General features: G+C 71.9%; 17 protein-coding genes. 13 read left to right on the top strand and 4 right to left on the bottom strand.

Annotated features, from left to right (window positions below):
• Window positions 1–6 precede the first annotated feature (6 nt).
• Complete coding sequence (locus tag ABD236_RS04855) at window positions 7–711, top strand: B3/B4 domain-containing protein (protein ID WP_344070481.1); 705 nt, start codon at window positions 7–9, stop codon at window positions 709–711.
• A gap of 24 nt (window positions 712–735) precedes the next feature.
• Here ABD236_RS04855 and ABD236_RS04860 read toward each other — a convergent pair whose 3' ends face one another.
• The gene (locus ABD236_RS04860; RefSeq protein WP_344070483.1) at window positions 736–1,467 is read right to left on the bottom strand and encodes a lysophospholipid acyltransferase family protein; all 732 of its coding nucleotides are present in this window, start codon (window positions 1,465–1,467) and stop codon (window positions 736–738) included.
• A 240-nt stretch (window positions 1,468–1,707) separates the two neighbouring features.
• Between ABD236_RS04860 and ABD236_RS04865 the strand changes: the two genes are divergently transcribed.
• From ABD236_RS04865 to ABD236_RS04890, 6 genes are all read left to right on the top strand, one after another.
• Window positions 1,708–2,028 (top strand): TlpA family protein disulfide reductase, encoded by a 321-nt coding sequence (locus ABD236_RS04865; RefSeq protein WP_344070485.1) that lies wholly within the window; start codon window positions 1,708–1,710, stop codon window positions 2,026–2,028.
• Between the two features lie 197 nt (window positions 2,029–2,225).
• Entirely contained in the window at window positions 2,226–2,735 is a 510-nt protein-coding gene (locus ABD236_RS04870) for a flavin reductase family protein (RefSeq protein WP_344070487.1), read from the top strand.
• Window positions 2,736–2,935: 200 nt separating this feature from the next.
• Window positions 2,936–3,721, top strand: coding sequence for an electron transfer flavoprotein subunit beta/FixA family protein (locus tag ABD236_RS04875; protein ID WP_344070489.1), 786 nt, complete (start codon window positions 2,936–2,938; stop codon window positions 3,719–3,721).
• A 57-nt stretch (window positions 3,722–3,778) separates the two neighbouring features.
• A complete protein-coding gene (locus ABD236_RS04880; RefSeq protein WP_344070491.1) occupies window positions 3,779–4,741 on the top strand; it encodes an electron transfer flavoprotein subunit alpha/FixB family protein in 963 nt (320 codons plus the stop codon).
• A 175-nt stretch (window positions 4,742–4,916) separates the two neighbouring features.
• A complete protein-coding gene (locus ABD236_RS04885) occupies window positions 4,917–6,215 on the top strand; it encodes a DUF6986 family protein (RefSeq protein WP_344070493.1) in 1,299 nt (432 codons plus the stop codon).
• Window positions 6,216–6,292: 77 nt separating this feature from the next.
• On the top strand, window positions 6,293–8,005 hold the full coding sequence (locus tag ABD236_RS04890) for a serine/threonine-protein kinase (protein ID WP_344070495.1): 1,713 nt from the start codon (window positions 6,293–6,295) through the stop codon (window positions 8,003–8,005).
• Window positions 8,006–8,011: 6 nt separating this feature from the next.
• Here the strand turns inward: ABD236_RS04890 and ABD236_RS04895 are convergent, their stop codons facing one another.
• Window positions 8,012–9,049, bottom strand: a complete 1,038-nt coding sequence (locus ABD236_RS04895; protein ID WP_344070497.1) for a LacI family DNA-binding transcriptional regulator — start codon at window positions 9,047–9,049, stop codon at window positions 8,012–8,014.
• Window positions 9,050–9,233: 184 nt separating this feature from the next.
• Between ABD236_RS04895 and ABD236_RS04900 the strand changes: the two genes are divergently transcribed.
• From ABD236_RS04900 to ABD236_RS04920, 5 genes are all read left to right on the top strand, one after another.
• A complete protein-coding gene (locus ABD236_RS04900) occupies window positions 9,234–10,196 on the top strand; it encodes an ROK family protein (protein WP_344070499.1) in 963 nt (320 codons plus the stop codon).
• Between the two features lie 284 nt (window positions 10,197–10,480).
• A complete protein-coding gene (locus ABD236_RS04905; protein ID WP_344070502.1) occupies window positions 10,481–11,773 on the top strand; it encodes an ABC transporter substrate-binding protein in 1,293 nt (430 codons plus the stop codon).
• Window positions 11,774–11,888: 115 nt separating this feature from the next.
• Window positions 11,889–12,806: a carbohydrate ABC transporter permease gene (locus ABD236_RS04910; RefSeq protein ID WP_344070504.1), complete on the top strand. Its 918-nt coding sequence runs from the start codon at window positions 11,889–11,891 to the stop codon at window positions 12,804–12,806.
• Window positions 12,803–13,726 carry a carbohydrate ABC transporter permease gene (locus tag ABD236_RS04915; RefSeq protein ID WP_344070506.1) on the top strand — a complete coding sequence of 308 codons (924 nt, stop codon included), beginning with the start codon at window positions 12,803–12,805 and terminating at the stop codon, window positions 13,724–13,726. Before ABD236_RS04910 ends, ABD236_RS04915 begins: the two co-directional genes overlap by 4 nt.
• Window positions 13,727–13,863: 137 nt before the next feature.
• Complete coding sequence (locus ABD236_RS04920; protein ID WP_344070508.1) at window positions 13,864–14,364, top strand: DUF3761 domain-containing protein; 501 nt, start codon at window positions 13,864–13,866, stop codon at window positions 14,362–14,364.
• 13 nt (window positions 14,365–14,377) lie between these two features.
• Here the strand turns inward: ABD236_RS04920 and ABD236_RS04925 are convergent, their stop codons facing one another.
• Complete coding sequence (locus tag ABD236_RS04925) at window positions 14,378–14,554, bottom strand: hypothetical protein (RefSeq protein ID WP_344070510.1); 177 nt, start codon at window positions 14,552–14,554, stop codon at window positions 14,378–14,380.
• A 239-nt stretch (window positions 14,555–14,793) separates the two neighbouring features.
• Between ABD236_RS04925 and ABD236_RS04930 the strand changes: the two genes are divergently transcribed.
• Entirely contained in the window at window positions 14,794–15,831 is a 1,038-nt protein-coding gene (locus tag ABD236_RS04930) for an NUDIX hydrolase (protein WP_344071200.1), read from the top strand.
• Window positions 15,832–16,029: 198 nt separating this feature from the next.
• Here the strand turns inward: ABD236_RS04930 and ABD236_RS04935 are convergent, their stop codons facing one another.
• Window positions 16,030–16,716 carry an MBL fold metallo-hydrolase gene (locus ABD236_RS04935; protein ID WP_344070512.1) on the bottom strand — a complete coding sequence of 229 codons (687 nt, stop codon included), beginning with the start codon at window positions 16,714–16,716 and terminating at the stop codon, window positions 16,030–16,032.
• Between the last annotated feature and the right edge of the window lie 84 nt (window positions 16,717–16,800).

Consider the following 16,800-nt stretch of genomic DNA (forward strand, 5'->3'; position numbering starts at 1 on the left):
CAGACCATGACGCCCACGCCCACGCTCACCGTGTCCGACGAGGTGCGCGCGCTCGCGCCCGGCTTCACCCATGTCGCCGTCCGGGCCCGCGGACTCGTCAACGGCCCCAGCGACGAGTCCGGTTCGGCGCTGCTCGACGAGGCCGCCCGGCGGCTGCGCGCGCGGCTCGGGGCGCTCGCCCCGCACGAGGACCCGCACATGGCCGCCTGGCGGCAGGCGTACACCGCGTTCGGCGCCAAGCCCTCGCGCACCCGCAACTCCGCCGAGGCCCTGGCCCGGCGCGCCCTCGCCGACGGCGGCCTGCCGCGCGTCAACCGGCTCGTGGACGTCTACAACGCGATCAGCGTCGCCCACCTCGTCCCGGTCGGCGGCGAGGACACCGACCACATCGTGGGGCCGATGCGGCTGATGCGGGCCACCGGCGACGAGCCGTTCCACACCGTCGCGGGCGGCGCGGACGCCGTCGAGCACCCGGACGCGGGAGAAGTGGTGTGGTGCGACGACGAGGGCGTGACCTGCCGCCGCTGGAACTGGCGTCAGGGCGTACGGACCCGGCTCACCGAGGACTCCGTGAACGCGCTCTTCCTGCTGGAGGGCATGGGCCCGCACGCCGGCCTGGAGGAGGCGGCGGCGGAGCTCGCCGAGCTGCTGGCCAAGGTGAGCCCCGGCGCGGAGGTCACGGTCGACGCCCCGGTGAGCGCCGGGGCGTGACGGCCCGACGGCCGGTCCGCCGGCTCAGCGGCTGGTCTCGCGCTCACGGACCTCTTCGGGAGTGGGCGCGGTGCCGCCGAGGTGCGCCGGGATCCACCAGGTGTCGGCGGCGTCCTTGGGGCGTACGGGATAGGCGCGCTGGGCGGCCTCCAGGAGCTCCTGGCACCGCTCGCGCAGCCGCCGGGTGATCGCACCCGCGTACTGGTCGGCGGGGGCCTCGACCGGCTCGCCGACCCGTATGGTGACCGGGATGTGGCTGCGCTTGAAGTTGCGCGGACGGCCCTTGGTCCACACCCGCTGGGTGCCCCACAGCGCCATCGGGATGAGCGGGACCCCGGCCTCCTGGGCGAGCCGGGCCGCGCCCGACTTGAAGCTCTTCAGCGTGAACGACTGCGAGATCGTCGCCTCCGGGAAGACGCCCACGATCTCGCCCGACCGCAGCGAGTCCAGGGCGTGCGCGTACGCCGCCTCGCCCTGCTTGCGGTCAACCGGGATGTGCTTCATCCCGCGCATCAGCGGGCCCGAGATCTTGTGCCGGAAGACCGACTCCTTCGCCATGAAGCGCACCAGGCGCTTCTGCGGCAGGGCGGCGAGCCCGGTGAAGATGAAGTCCAGATAGCTGATGTGGTTGCTCACGAGCACCGCGCCCCCGGAGCGGGGGATGTTCTCCGAACCCTGGGTGTCGATCTTCAGGTCGAGCGCCTTGAACATCGTGAGAGCGGCGCCGACGACCGGCCGATAGACGAGTTCTGCCATCTGGAGAAGACCCTTCTGTTTTCCCGGGGAGGGTTCTCCCGGTAAAAGTTACGCGGCCGTAGGTTTTCGGCGTTGGGCAGATCGTGCCCGATACGCGCCGTGGTGGCCAGTCCTGGGGCCTTCGCAGGGGGAGATTCTCATCACGTACGCCCAGGTCGGGGCAGGCGGGAATCTTCCGGGCGGCGTTCGGCGCTGAACCGGCGGAACGGCCGGAACGGCCAAGCGACGAGAGGATGCGCGGTGCGCGAGGACGGGCCGAGGCTGGGAGCAGCCCAGTTGGGCGCGGAGCTGGGCGAGCGGGCGACCCTGGTGCAGTTCTCCAGTGCGTTCTGCCAGCCCTGCCGGGCAACGCGGCGCACCCTGGCGGACGTTGCGGCCATGGTGGCGGGGGTCGCGCATGTGGAGATCGACGCCGAGGAGCATCTGGCGCTGGTGCGCGCCCTGGACATCCGGGCGACGCCCACGGTCCTGGTCCTCGACCGGACCGGCCGGATCGTGCGCCGGGCCGCCGGGCAGCCGCGCCGGGCCGATGTGATCGCCGCCCTGGGAGAGGCGGTGTGAGCGGGCCGTGATGGATCTCCCACATCGTAGAAGGCACTTGACTGCGGACACCGGCAATCGTCAATCTGACGATGTGCCGAACCGAATCCTTCTCTACGGGTGCGTCCCGGTGGACCTCGCCCGCAACGCAAGTGCGCGCTGTCCGGGCTGCTGAGCAGTCCCCGACCCCCTCGCACCGACCGCAGAAGGACAACTCCATGACGGCTTCGCCCGAGCTCGGCACCGCATGCGCCGCCTCCCCCCGGCTCTTCCGCGCAGTCTTCCGGCAGCACGCCGCCGGTGTGGCGGTGATCACCGCACAGCGTGACGGCCGCCCCGTCGGCTTCACCGCCACCTCGCTCAACTCCGTGGCCGCCGAGCCGCCGTTGCTCTCCTTCGGCATCGGCACCGGCTCCTCCAGCTGGCCGGTGATCTCCGAGGCCGAGCACATAGGCGTGCACATACTCGGCGAACACCAGGAAGACCTCGCCGCGACCTTCGCCCGCAGCGGCGCCGACCGCTTCGGCGACGCCACCCGCTGGGAGCCGGGCCCCGAGGGCGTGCCCGTCCTCGACGGCGTCCTCGCCTGGCTGGTGTGCCGGGTGGTGGCGCGTATCCCCGCCGGCGACCACCGCATCGTGATCGGCGAGGCGGTCGCCGGCGACCCCGCCGGGCCGGGCCGTCCGCTGCTCTACCACCAGGGTCGCTTCAACGCGTTGCGTGACTGAATCGTCTCCGTACTCGCCGGTTACTCAGCGTTGCGAACGTCACAGTTCAAAGCGCTTGCTTACGGGGAACACAGTGGGTGTACTGACGAGTAATATTTCGTTCGGAGCGTCGGTCGCCCCGACCGGAAACCGCCCCATCAGGCGCCTATGCTGCGTGCAACAAGGCAGCCCAGAAATGACGATGCAGTAGGAGAGCCGGCGTGAGCTTGAGGATCGTTGTCTGTGTGAAGTACGTGCCCGACGCCACCGGCGACCGGCACTTCGCCGATGACCTGACCGTCGACCGCGACGACGTCGACGGCCTCCTTTCGGAGCTCGACGAGTACGCGGTCGAGCAGGCACTGCAGATCGCCGACGAGGCGGACGACGCGGAGATCACCGTGCTGACCGTCGGCCCCGAGGACGCCAAGGACGCGCTGCGCAAGGCGCTCTCCATGGGCGCCGACAAGGCCGTCCACGTCGAGGACGACGACCTGCACGGCACCGATGTCGTCGGCACCTCGCTGGTGCTCGCCAAGGCCATCGAGAAGACCGGTTACGACCTGGTCGTCTGCGGCATGGCCTCGACCGACGGCACCATGGGCGTGCTGCCGGCGCTGCTCGCCGAGCGTCTGAACGTTCCGCAGGTCACGCTGCTCGCCGAGGTCTCGGTCGACGGCGGTGTGGTCAAGGGCCGCCGCGACGGCGACACCGCGTCGGAGCAGCTGGAGGCGTCCCTGCCGGCCGTCGTGTCCGTGACGGACCAGTCGGGCGAGGCCCGCTACCCGTCCTTCAAGGGCATCATGGCCGCCAAGAAGAAGCCGGTGGAGTCGCTGGACCTGGACGACCTGGAGCTGGACGCCGACGAGGTCGGTCTGGCGGGCGCCTGGACCGCGGTCGACTCGGCCGCCGAGCGTCCGGCCCGTACGGCCGGCACGATCGTCAAGGACGAGGGCGAGGGCGGCAAGCAGCTGGCCGAGTTCCTCGCGAGCCAGAAGTTCATCTAAGGCTCGCAGAGCCCCAACTGCCCCCAGATTCTTCGCACTTGCAGGAGATTGAGTCCCATGGCTGAAGTTCTCGTCTACGTCGACCACGTCGACGGCGCCGTCCGCAAGCCCACCCTGGAGCTGCTGACGCTGGCCCGCCGCATCGGCGAGCCGGTCGCGGTCGCCGTCGGTGCCGGCGCCGAGGCCACCGCGCCCGCCCTCGCCGAGCACGGCGCCACCCGCGTCCTGACCGCCGACGCTCCGGAGTTCGCCGACTACCTGGTCGTGCCGAAGGTCGACGCCCTCCAGGCCGCGTACGAGGCCGTCTCCCCGGCCGCCGTGCTCGTCCCGTCCTCCGCCGAGGGCAAGGAGATCGCGGCCCGCCTCGCGGTCCGTATCGGCTCCGGCATCATCACCGACGCCGTCGACCTGGAGGCCGGTGCCGAGGGCCCGGTGGCGACGCAGTCCGCGTTCGCCGCCTCCTTCACCACCAAGTCCCGTGTCTCCAAGGGCACCCCGGTCATCACGGTCAAGCCGAACTCGGCCGCCGTGGAGGCCGCCCCGGCCGCCGGCGCCGTCGAGGCCCTCGCGGTCACCTTCTCCGCGCAGGCCACCGGCACCAAGGTCGTCTCCCGCACCCCGCGCGAGTCGACCGGCCGCCCCGAGCTGACCGAGGCCGCGATCGTGGTCTCCGGCGGCCGCGGCGTCAACGGCGCCGAGAACTTCGCGATCATCGAGGCGCTGGCCGACTCGCTCGGTGCCGCCGTCGGCGCCTCCCGCGCCGCCGTCGACGCCGGCTGGTACCCGCACTCCAACCAGGTCGGCCAGACCGGCAAGTCGGTCTCGCCGCAGCTCTACATCGCGTCCGGCATCTCCGGTGCGATCCAGCACCGCGCCGGTATGCAGACCTCGAAGACGATCGTCGCGATCAACAAGGACGCCGAGGCGCCGATCTTCGACCTGGTCGACTACGGCGTGGTGGGCGACCTGTTCGACGTCGTCCCGCAGCTGACCGAAGAGGTTCAGGCGCGCAAGGGCTGACCTGCTCGTTCGTACTGCCCCGGGGGCCGCGTGGTGATCTTCACCGCGCGGCCCCCGGCCGTTTCGGGCAACCATTGACGCGAAGGAGACCCATCATTAAATTCTGCTATGCGGATCGATGATTCCGGTCAGTGGAAAACTGTCGGTGGAAAACTGAACGTGCGGAGGATGCGGGATGGGTCAGCAGGAGAAGGTGGCGACGAGCCTCGCGGGCGCGGTCAGCGAGGAGATCAGCGCCTCGCTGGTGGCCGTGGACGAGGAGCTCGCCCGCCGCTACCCGGGCGACCCCGGCACCCGCCAGCCCGTGCACACCGTCTACGTGCCCGGTGACCTCTTCGACGCCGGCACCCTGCGCTCCTGGGGCGACCAGGCGCTGGCCGCCCTCGACGAGCACGCCCCCGACGCCGCCTCCCTCGCCGGCGTCCTCGGCATCGCCGACGAGCTGGCCGCGCCCGTCTACGAGCGGGTGCGCGCCAAGCTGGAGCGCGAGCCGGTGGAGGACCTCCGGGTGGACTTCGAGGACGGCTACGGCCCGCGCCCGGACGCCGAGGAGGACGCGGCCGCCGCGCGCGCGGCCCGGCTGATCGCCGAGGCGTACGCCGGCGGCACCGCCGCCCCGTACATGGGCATCCGGATGAAGTGCATGGAGGCGGCGGTACGCGACCGCGGCATCCGCACCACCGACGTCTTCCTCACCGGCCTCATGGAGCACGGCGGACTGCCCGACGGGCTGGTCCTGACGCTGCCGAAGGTGACCTACCCCGCGCAGGTCACCGCCTTCGTACGACTCCTGGAGGCCTTCGAGAAGGCCCACGGCCTGCCCGCCGGGCGGCTCGGCTTCGAGATCCAGATCGAGACCAGCCAGTCGATCCTGGCCGCCGACGGCACCGCCGCCGTGGCCCGGATGATCGACGCCGCCGAGGGCCGGGCGACCGGCCTGCACTACGGCACCTTCGACTACAGCGCCTGCGTCGGTGTCTCCGCCGCCTACCAGGCCAGCGACCACCCCGCCGCCGACCACGCCAAGGCCGTGATGCAGGTCGCCGCCGCGGGCACCGGGGTACGGGTCTCGGACGGCTCCACCAACGTCCTGCCCGTCGGCTCCACCGCCCACGTCCACGAGGCCTGGCGGCTGCACTACGGCCTCACCCGCCGGGCCCTGGCCCGCGCCTACTACCAGGGCTGGGACATGCACCCGGGCCATCTGCCGACCCGGTACGCGGCCGTGTACGCCTTCTACCGCGAGGGCCTGGAAGCGGCGGCGGCACGCCTCGCGGCCTATGTGGCCAAGGCCGGCGGCGACGTGATGGACGAGCCCGCCACCGCCAAGGCGCTCAGCGGGTTCCTGCTGCGCGGTCTGGACTGCGGCGCCCTCGACACCGAGGAGGTCACCCGGCTGACCGGTCTGACCCGCGCCGACCTCGACGGCTTCGCCTCCCCACGCCGAGCCGCCCTGACCGTGACCGCCCCGTAGCAGTCGCCGCCCGGTAGCTGTCACCGCCGCCCCTTACCCTGTACGCGACCACCATCACCACAGGGAACGGGGCAGCGGTGTCTTCGGGGGAGAACGAGAGGCTTGCGGGCCGCTACCGGCTGGTCGAGCAGCTGGGCCGGGGCGGGATGGGCGTCGTCTGGCGCGCCGTCGACGAGGTGCTCGGCCGCGAGGTCGCGGTCAAGGAGCTGCGGACATACACGGACATGTCGGCGCCCGAGCTGGGCGATCTGCGGGTGCGCATGCAGCGCGAGGCCCGCGCCGCCGCGCGCGTGCGCCATTCCGGAGTCGTCGCCGTGCACGACGTCACCGAGCACGACGGCCGCCCGGTCATCGTGATGGAGCTGGTCGAGGGCCCCTCGCTGGACGGGGTGCTGGCCGACCGGGGCGCCCTGGACGCGCGCGAGGCGGCCGCGATCGGCTCCAAGGTCCTCGAGGCCCTGGCCGCCGCCCACCGCGCGGGCGTCCTGCACCGGGACGTGAAGCCCGGCAACATCCTCCTGGAGCGCGGCGGCCGGGTGGTGCTCACCGACTTCGGCATCGCGGCCATGGACGACCCGGGCGACGGCTCGGCCACCCATCTGACCCGCAGCGGCGAACTGGTCGGCTCCCTGGACTACCTGGCGCCCGAGCGGGCCCAGGGCCAGGACCCCGGCCCCGCCTCCGACGTCTGGGCACTGGGCGCCACGCTGTACGCGGCGGTGGAGGGTTCCTCGCCGTTCCGCCGCACCTCCACCTGGTCGACGCTCTCCGCGATCGTGGCGGAGCCGCTGCCCGAGCCGGTGCGGGCCGGGCCGCTCGGGCCCGTACTGCGCGAGCTGATGCACAAGGACCCGGCCCGCCGCCCCGACGCGGACACGGCGGCCCGGATGCTGGCGGAGGTGGCCGAGGGCCGCGACCCCGTCCCCACGCACGCGATGGACGCGCCGCCCGTCCAGGCACCCGCTCCGGCGCCGCGGCCGGTGGCACCGCCGCGCGAGGCGACCGTACGGGACGTGCTGCCGCACCGGCCGCAGGGCTTCGGCCCGGTGGTCACCCAGCAGCCCGCACCGGAGCCCCAGGGGCGCGGGCGCGCGCGGGGCCTGGTGGCGGCGGGTGTCGCCGCCGTCGTCCTCGCGGGCGCCGGGGTCACCTACGCCCTGGTCGGCCCCGGGGACGAGGACGGCACCCGGCAGCAGGCCGTCGGCTCGGCGTCCGGCGCGAGCCCCTCGGCGTCCGGCGCCCAGGACGGCACGGGCGGCGCCTGGGACGGCGGCGGAGCCGATGCCGCCAGCCCCGGCCCGACCGGCGAGCACGGCCGCGCCTCGGCCTCACCGGGCGCCACCCGCCCCGCCAAGGGCGACAAGGACGGCAAGGGCGGTACGGGCGGCAAGGGCTCCGGCGAGAAGGGCGGCACCGCGCCGGGCAAGGCCCCCACGGGAGGCCGCGCCACGGCGACCCCGGGCGGCGCCGCGGGCGCGGCGGGCGGCGGCACCGGCGCCACCCCCGCCCCGGCCTGCCACCCCGGCGGCGCCGGCAAGTTCGACTGCCAGGTGTGGCGCACCGCGAAGAGCTACCGCCACGACGGCGGCGAGATGGGCGTGCTCAACGCGGGCACCAACTACTTCTACTGCCAGGTCGACCTGGGCCGCCGCGAGACGTACGGGAAGTGGACCAACACCTACTGGGCGCGCACCGACGACGACAGCGGCAACACCAACGTCTACGTCAGCGTGGTGTACCTCAAGGGCGGCGCCAACGACGCGCCGGTGCCGGGGCTGCCGGTGTGCTGACCCGCGTCAGCTCGCGGCGGGGGGCCGGATCTCGCCCGACCCGCGGGCGATGAGCGTGGTGGGCAGCACCACGGTGGAGGGGGCCTCGTCGACGCCGTCGAGGCGGCGGAAGAGCCGTTCCGCCGCCGTGCGGCCGAGCGTCGCGGAGTCCTGGGAGATGACGGTGATGCCGAGCAGGTCGGCCAGCTCGATGTCGTCGAAGCCGACCAGGGCGACCGGGTGCTCCCGGCCCGCCAGGACCCGTACGACCGTCACGGTCACCCGGTTGTTGCCCGCGAAGACCGCGGTGACCGGCTCGGGGCCGCTCAGCATCGCCTCGGCGGCCTCGCGGACCCGCTCCGGCTCGGTGGAGCCGAGCGCGACCCACTCGTCCGCCACCGCGAGTCCGGCGTCCGCCATCGCCGCCCGGTAGCCGCGCAGCCGCTCGGTGGCGGTGTGGATGCGCGGTTGGTCGCCGATGAAGCCGATCCTGCGGTGGCCGTGCGCCACCAGGTGCGCGACGCCCTCGCGGGCGCCCCCGAAGCTGTCGGAGAGCACCGCGTCGGCGTCGATCCGCCCGGCCGGGCGGTCCACGAAGACGGTCGCCACCCCGGCCTTTATCTCGGGCTCCAGGTAGCGGTGGTCGCCACCGGCCGGGATCACGATCAGCCCGTCCACCCGGCGGGCGCAGAACGCCAGCACCAGCTCCTGCTCGCGGTCGGCGTCCTCGGCGCTGGAGCCGTTGATGAGCAGCGCCCCGTGTGCCCGGGCGACCTCCTCGACGGCCCGGCTGAGCGGCCCGTAGAACGGGTCGGCCAGATCCTCCAGGACCAGCCCGATGGAGGCGGTGCGCCCCTTGCGCAGCACGCGCGCGCTGTCGTTGCGGCGAAAGCCCAGCGCGTCGATGGCCTCCATCACCCGGCGCTCGGTGTCCGGGGTGACCCCGGCCTCGCCGTTCACCACCCGGGAGACCGTCTTCAGCCCCACGCCGGCGCGGGCGGCCACGTCCTTCATGGTGGGCCGGATGCCGTAGCGGGGCTCGTGGTGGCGGGCGGTCTCGGCCACGTGCGGTGTCCTGTCGTCGTCGGGGGCTCAGCGGGCCCGGGGCGCGGTACGCGGGATGTCCGGGGCGGATCCGAGTGGATCGCGGTGTGGCGTCGAGCATAGGCCCTGGACAACGTTGTCAGGTGAATGGAGACTGTTCCTCCGGCCCGCTTGGCACCCTCGCCCACCAGGAGATCCGACACTGATGCAGACCGACCTCGTCGCCGCACTCGACATCGGCGGCACCAAGATCGCCGGAGCGCTGGTGGACGCCGGCGGCCGACTGCTCGTACGGACCCAGCGGGCGACCCCCGCGCGGGAGGGCGGCGAGACGGTGGCGCGGGCCGTGGACGAGGTCCTCGCGGAGCTGGCCGGATCCGCACTGTGGGGGCGGGTCACGGCGCTGGGGGTCGGCAGCGCGGGCCCGGTCGACGCGTCCAAGGGCACGGTCAGCCCGGTCAACATCCCCGGCTGGCGCGAGTTCCCGCTGGTGGAGCGGGTGCGCGAGGCCACCGGCGGACTGCCGGTCGAGCTCGTCGGCGACGGGGTGGCGATGACCGCGGCCGAGCACTGGCTGGGCGCGGCCCGGGGCTACGACAACGCGCTGTGCATGGTCGTCTCGACCGGCGTCGGCGGCGGTCTCGTCCTCGGCGGCCGGCTCCACGCGGGCCGCACCGGCAACGCGGGCCACATCGGCCACATCAGTGTCGAACTCGACGGCGACCCCTGTCCCTGCGGGGCGCGCGGCTGTGTGGAGCGGATCGCCAGCGGCCCGAACATCGCCCGGCGCGCCCTCGACCGCGGCTGGACTCCCGGGCCCGACGGCGACACCTCGGCTGCCGCCGTGGCCGCCGCGGCCCGCGCCGGGCACCCGGTCGCGCTCGCCTCCTTCGAGCGGGCCGCCCAGGCGCTCGCGGCGGGCATCGCGGCGACCGCCACCCTGACGGAGATCGAGATCGCGGTGGTCGGCGGGGGAGTGGCCGGGGCGGGCGACATCCTCTTCGACCCGCTGCGCCGCGCCCTCCACGACTACGCCACGCTCTCCTTCGTCCAGGGCCTCAAGGTCGCCCCCGCCCTGATGGGCACGGACGCCGGTCTGGTGGGTGCCGCGGCTGCGGCGATCAGCGCTCCGACGACTGCGCGCGGGGCAGTGCGTGCGGGAAGGTGACGGCTCGTCACCTTCCTCCGGATCCGGCACAGATGAACCGGTTCGCCACCCCGTTCTCCTCCTTTCTCTCGACGCGCGTTTGCGGTAGAGCTTGTTGGAGTCTGTTGGAATAGAACTGGTAACGGTTGTTCGGAGTCCCGTCAAAACCCTTGACGTCCCCTTGAGTTGAGGATGTGATCCAAGCCACGCGTTCGGTTGTGTTGGGTTGCACCCCGAAGGAGGGGGACATGGCGCAGTCATCGTTCAGAGGTCCTGCTGTGCCCGGGAGCGTGGCGGGACATCGGATGTCCCGGCGAAGTCTTCTGCGGAGCGCCGCCTTCGGCGCCGGGGCGGTCACCCTCCCCTCGCTGCTCTCGGCCTGCGACAGCGGGCCCGGGGGCGACGCCAAGACGATCCGGCTGGGCTCCAACTCCTCGGACGCGGTGCCGAAGAAGGCCTTCGGGGACGCCTTCGCGGCGTACGCGAAGCAGTCGAAGGAAGGCCGCACGGTCAAGGTCAACACCGTCGACCACAACACCTTCCAGGAGAACATCAACCGCTATCTCCAGGGCAAGCCCGACGACGTCTTCATGTGGTTCGCCGGAAACCGGATGCAGTTCTTCGCCAAGAAGGGGCTGCTGCACGACATCAGCGACCTGTGGCAGGGCTTCCAGGGCTTCTCGCCCGCGCTGAAGGCGCAGTCGACGGGCGAGGACGGCAAGCAGTACCTCACGCCGTACTACTACTACCCGTGGGCCGTCTTCCACCGCAGGAGCGTGTTCCAGCAACACGGTTACCAGGCGCCGAAGACCCTCGACGAGTACGTGGCGCTCGCCCGGCAGATGCAGAAGGACAAGCTCGTACCGATCGCGTTCTGCGACAAGGACGGCTGGCCCGTGATGGGCACCTTCGACTACATCAACATGCGGACGAACGGTTACGACTTCCACCGCGATCTGATGGCCGGCAAGGAGGCGTGGACGGACAAGCGGGTCAAGGAGGTCTTCGACACCTGGCGCCGGATCCTGCCGTACTGCCAGAAGGGCGCCAACGGCCGCACCTGGCAGGAGGCCGCGCAGAGCCTGCAGAAGAAGGAGGCGGGCATGGCGGTCTTCGGACTGCCGCACGCGGGCCAGCAGTTCCCGGCCGCCGAGCAGGCCGACATCGACTTCTTCCCGTTCCCCGTCATCAACCCGGAGCACGGCCAGGACGCGGTCGAGGCGCCCATCGACGGGTTCCTGCTCGCCAAGAACGCGAAGAACCTCAAGAAGGCCAAGAACATGGAGAGCGCCAAGGACCTCCTGAAGTGGCTGGCGACGCCGAAGGCCGAGGACATCTATCTCGCCAGTGACCCCAACAACATCGCGGTCAACAGCGGCGCGGACACCTCCAAGTACAGCGCGCTCCAGAAGAAGTCGGTGGAGCTGATCTCCGGCGCCAAGCAGATCTCGCAGTTCATGGACCGCGACACCCGGCCGGACTTCTCCTCCACCGTGATGATCCCGGCGTTGCAGCGGTTCATCGGCAGCCCGAACGACGTGGACGGGCTGGTCAACGACATCGAGCGGCAGCGTAAGTCGATCTTCGCCGCGGACTGAGGGCGACTGTCCCCCGACCGACACCGGACGCCCGCCGGCCCGGCCCGTGTGTGCGTCAACCGGCTCGCCAGTCGGCCAAGAGGCCGTCTCCCGCACCGACTTGGAGTACTCAGCCGTGTCGCTCATCTCCGCACGGCGCGCCGGACGACGACGAGGGCCGCGCCGCTTCACCGCCCGCGACCTCGTCGTCCTCGGCGTGCTGCTGGGCATACCCGTCCTGCTCGACCTCGCCATCGTATGGGGCCCGACCCTCGCCTCCGTCGTCCTCTCCTTCACCAGCTGGGACGGGATCGGCGACATCAAATGGGTCGGTACGGAGAACTACAGCAACATCTTCACCAACTACCCGCCGTTCTGGCCCGCGGTCCGCCACAACCTGCTGTGGCTGGCCTTCCTCGGCCTGGTCGCCGCGCCGTTCGGGCTGCTGCTCGCGGTGCTGATCGACCGGGGCGTCCGCTTCAGCCGCTTCTACCAGTCGACGTTCTACATGCCGGTGGTGCTGTCGCTCGCCGTCGTCGGCTTTATGGCCCAACTGGTCTTCTCCCGCGACCAGGGCGCGCTCAACGCGCTCATCGGCGACAAGCAGAACCCCACCGACTGGCTCGGCGACCCGGACCTCAACATCTGGATGATCCTGCTGGCAGCGGCCTGGCGGCACACGGGTTACGTCATGATCCTCTACTTGGCCGGTCTGAAGGCCGTCGACCCCACCCTCAAGGAGGCGGCGGCGATCGACGGCGCGAACGAGGCCCAGACGTTCTTCCGGGTCGTGCTGCCGACCCTGCGTCCGGTCAATGTGATCGTGGGCGTGATCACCGTCATCGAGTCGCTGCGCGCCTTCGACATCGTGTACGCGGTCAACCACGGCCGCAACGGCCTCGAAGTGCTCTCCGTGCTCGTCACCGACAACATCATCGGCGAGGCCAGCCGTATCGGCTTCGGCTCCGCCATCGCCGTCGTGCTGCTGACCGTCTCCCTCGGGTTCGTCGTGACGTACCTGGTCCAGGAGATCCGAGGGGAGAAGAGCCGATGACCGTGGACACCGCACCCGTCGCCCCCGTCACCGCACCGCCCGTGCCGCCCCCGGCCCGGCGCCGCCGGGTGCGCCCCGGCCGCCTGGGGGTGCACGCCTTCCTGATGACGGTCTCGCTGGCGTTCCTCGCCCCGCTGCTGCTTGCGGTCTACGCGTCCCTGCGCCCGTACGACGAGACCTCGAAGCACGGCTACTTCTCCCTGCCCGAGCACCTCTCCCTCGACTACTACAAACAGGCCTTCAGCGACTCGGACATGACGAAGTACTTCGTCAACACGCTGATCATCGCGGTGCCGGGCGTGCTGGTGACGCTGTTCCTGGCGTCGTTCGTGGCCTTCGCGGTCTCCCGGCTCAGGCTGCGCGGCGGCATCCTGCTCCTGATGCTGTTCACGGCCGGCAACCTGCTGCCCCAGCAGGTCATCGTGACCCCGCTGTACGTGCTGTTCAACCGCATCCCGCTGCCGTACTGGATGTCCGACTCGATGACGATGTTCGACTCGTACTGGGCCGTCATCGTCGTCCACATCGGCTTCCAGATCGGCTTCTGCGTCTTCGTCCTGGCCAACTTCATGCGCACCCTGCCGCAGGAGATCCTGGAGGCGGCGGTGGTGGACGGCGCGGGCGTGTGGACGCAGTACTGGCGCATCACCCTGCCGCTGTGCCGCCCGGCCCTGGCGGCCCTGGCCACGCTCCAGTTCACCTGGATGTACAACGACTTCCTGTGGGCCCTGGTCTTCATGTCCGACGGCGACAAACTCCCGGTCACCTCGGCGCTCAACAACCTCCGCGGCCAGTTCTTCACCGACTACAACCTGCTGGCGGCGGGCTCGGTGATCGTGGCCCTGCCGACGGTGCTGGTGTTCCTGCTGTTGCAGCGGCACTTCATCGCGGGGCTCACGCTGGGGTCGAGCAAGGGGTAGGCAGACCGCACACCCGTACACAAATCGAACAACTATCGGGCAACTGGCTGAATCCATGCGGTAACGAATGCGCAACTACCGTCCCCCGCGCCCCTCCACGGCGATGAGATGGCCGTCTCATCGCCCAGGGGGGCCTCATGAAGCACGCACGCGTCTCCATCCTCGTCGCCGCCTTGGCCACGGCCGCCGCGCTCGCCCTGACCGGATGCGGTGGCGACGGTTCCGGGGACGGCAAGGCCGGTCGGACGGTCGCACCCAGCCAGTCGTCGCAGAGCCCTACGCCCACCCCGACCACCGAGAGCCCCACGCCCACCCCGACCACGCAGAGCCCTACGCCCACACCCACTCCGACGCCCACTCCCACACCCTCCGACCCGGCCCCGCTGCTGTCGCCCGACGTCACGCCGACCGACGACGGCTCGGCAGGCGGCAGCGCCTCCGGCGGCTCCAGCACGTCCGGCGGCTCCAGCACCTCCGGTGGGGCCGACACCTCCGGTGGGTCCGGCGGCTCGGACGACTCCGGAGGCGGGAGTCACGGCGGCGCCACCGCCCTCTGCAACGACGGTACGTACTCCTTCGCGGCCCACCACCGGGGCGCCTGCTCGCACCACCGCGGCGTCGCCGTCTTCTACCGGTAGGGGGAGGGGGCGGTCAGCGCACCGCCTCCGGTGCGTACTGGCGTACGACCACCAGGAACGCGTCCGACTCCAGGTCCATCACGACCTCCGCCGCGACGCCCTCGTCGCGGCGGTCCCGGGCGAACTCCTCGGCGGGCCAGCTGCCGCGCGGGTCGCCCGCGGGAAAGCGCTCCAGCACAGTACGACGCATTCGTCGCACCCCCTCGTTCTCATCCGGCACTCGCACAACGATGTTCTCGTCAGATGCGTTACGGCCCCCCGTGGCCGGTGCTCAGGAGCAAGGACGCCACGGGCGGCCGGAAAGGCTCGGGCAGCGTGCAACAGGCTCGCCACAGTTGTGGACGGGTTCGGGGCACCCCTTCCGCCCCGGGGTTTCCGTGGCACTCTGTTGCGGGCAATTCACTGCGGGCCATGGAAGAGGGGGAAACCGTGATCGTCTGGATCAACGGTGCGTTCGGCGCGGGCAAGACCAGCACCGCGCGCGAACTGGTCGACCTGATCCCGAACAGCACGTTGTACGACCCCGAGGTGATCGGCGCCGTCCTGAGGCATCTGCTCCCGCAGAAGCGCCTCGCGGAGGTCGGCGACTACCAGGACCTGCCCAGCTGGCGGCGGATGGTGGTGGAGGGCGCGGCCGCGCTGCTCGCCGAGGTCGGCGGGGTGCTCGTGGTGCCCATGACGCTGCTGCGGCAGGAGTACCGCGACGAGATCTTCGGTGGGCTCGCCTCCCGGCGCATACCGGTGAGGCATGTGCTCCTGACCCATGAGGAAACGATCCTGCGCGGCCGGATCGCGGCCCGGGTCGAAGTACCGGACGACCCCGAGGCCAGCGAGCGCTGCCGGCAGTGGGCCTACGAGCACATCGAGTCCTACCGCGGCGCCCTCGGCTGGCTGACCGGGGACGCCCACGCCGTCGACAACGGCTCCCTCAGCCCGCGCGAGACGGCCGAGCGCATCGCCGAGGCGGTACGCACCGGGGCCGCGCCCGTCAGCGAGATCGTCCAGACCCCCGAGCCGACCGCCGAGACACTCGCCGCCGGGGTGCTGCTCTTCGACGAGAGCGACCGGGTGCTCCTGGTGGATCCGACGTACAAGCCGGGCTGGGAGTTCCCCGGCGGCGTGGTGGAGCGCGGGGAGGCGCCCGCCCGGGCGGGCATGCGCGAGGTCGAGGAGGAGATAGGCATACGGCTCGATCGGGTGCCCCGGCTGCTGGTCGTCGACTGGGAGCCGCCCGCGCCGCCGGGCTACGGCGGGCTGCGGCTGCTCTTCGACGGCGGCCGGCTCGACAGCGCGGGAGCCGGACAGGTCCTGCTGCCCGGCTCCGAGCTGCGCGACTGGCGGTTCGTCGGCGAGGAGGAGGCGTCCCGGTTGCTGCCGCCGGCCCGCTACGAACGGCTGCGCTGGGCGCTGCGGGCCCGGGAGAAGTCGACGGTGCTCAACCTGGAGGCGGGGGTGCCGGTGGGCTGAGGCGCGCCTCGGGCCGGGCGCCCCCGCTCGCCTCTGACCGGGCGCCCCGCTCGCTTCGGTCCGGGCGCGCCCGCTCGCCTCGGGCTGGGTGTCCCCGCTCGCCTTGGGCCGGGCGCCCCCGAAAGCCTCGGACCGGCGCCCGGACGGGCTCGGGCCGCGCCCGACCGAGGCGGGCCGGGCGTCGCCCGTCAGGGCCCGTCAGGCCTGTTCCGCCGTCTCCCGCAGCACCCTCGCCGCGTCCCGGGTCAGCGGGTCGCCGTGTCCGAAGCACGCCACCGACGGGGCGAGCGCGGCGAGACGGCGGAAGGAGGCCTGCGCGCGGGCGCGGTCCACGTTGAAGACGCCGAGCATCACCTGGCCGACCCCGGCCACGCAGTCGCCGGTGAAGAGCACGCCGTGGCGCGGCAGATGGACGCCGATCGAGCCGTCGGTGTGGCCGGGGGAGTGGACCACCACCGCGCCGCCGCCGAAGTCGAGCACCTCGCCGTCCTCCACCTCGCGGTCGACCCGCGTCGCGGGAGCCGCCGGAACCGTCAACGCGTGCTCGTACAGCGGGAGTTCCCAGTCCAGCAGCACCGGCTCGGGCACCGGCCGCTCGCCCCGGATCACCGGGGCGTCGAGCCGGTGCGCGATGACCTCGGCGCCGTATCGCGCGGCCAGCTCCTCGGCGGCGCCGTAGTGGTCGCCGTGGCAGTGGGTCACCACGATCCGGCGCAGCGCCGCCGGATCGAGGCCCAGCTCCCGTATCGCCTTCTCCATGGGCGCGGCGGCGTTGACGTCACCCGCGTCCACCAGTGTCAACTCGTCCCCGTCGCGCCACAGATACGCCTGGCCGATGGGGAAGCGGAACATGTGCAGCTCGGGTGTGACCCGTACAAGATCCATGCGGTGAACCTACGACGGCGTCGGTGTCCGCCGCATGGATCTACGCTCTGCGCGATTCCGCCCAGAGCGTCACGCCCGGGAAGG

The organism is Streptomyces crystallinus, assembly GCF_039521265.1.
GTDB lineage: Bacteria > Actinomycetota > Actinomycetes > Streptomycetales > Streptomycetaceae > Streptomyces > Streptomyces crystallinus.

Bases quoted from the DNA above. Each gene is read 5' to 3' on its own strand.
- ABD236_RS04855 (WP_344070481.1), top strand. From the start codon at position 7: ATGACGCCCACGCCCACGCTCACCGTGTCCGACGAGGTGCGCGCGCTC.
- ABD236_RS04860 (WP_344070483.1), bottom strand. From the start codon at position 1,467: ATGGCAGAACTCGTCTATCGGCCGGTCGTCGGCGCCGCTCTCACGATG.
- ABD236_RS04870 (WP_344070487.1), top strand. From the start codon at position 2,226: ATGACGGCTTCGCCCGAGCTCGGCACCGCATGCGCCGCCTCCCCCCGG.
- ABD236_RS04880 (WP_344070491.1), top strand. From the start codon at position 3,779: ATGGCTGAAGTTCTCGTCTACGTCGACCACGTCGACGGCGCCGTCCGC.
- ABD236_RS04885 (WP_344070493.1), top strand. From the start codon at position 4,917: ATGGGTCAGCAGGAGAAGGTGGCGACGAGCCTCGCGGGCGCGGTCAGC.
- ABD236_RS04900 (WP_344070499.1), top strand. From the start codon at position 9,234: ATGCAGACCGACCTCGTCGCCGCACTCGACATCGGCGGCACCAAGATC.
- ABD236_RS04905 (WP_344070502.1), top strand. From the start codon at position 10,481: ATGTCCCGGCGAAGTCTTCTGCGGAGCGCCGCCTTCGGCGCCGGGGCG.
- ABD236_RS04915 (WP_344070506.1), top strand. From the start codon at position 12,803: ATGACCGTGGACACCGCACCCGTCGCCCCCGTCACCGCACCGCCCGTG.
- ABD236_RS04920 (WP_344070508.1), top strand. From the start codon at position 13,864: ATGAAGCACGCACGCGTCTCCATCCTCGTCGCCGCCTTGGCCACGGCC.
- ABD236_RS04925 (WP_344070510.1), bottom strand. From the start codon at position 14,554: ATGCGTCGTACTGTGCTGGAGCGCTTTCCCGCGGGCGACCCGCGCGGC.
- ABD236_RS04935 (WP_344070512.1), bottom strand. From the start codon at position 16,716: ATGGATCTTGTACGGGTCACACCCGAGCTGCACATGTTCCGCTTCCCC.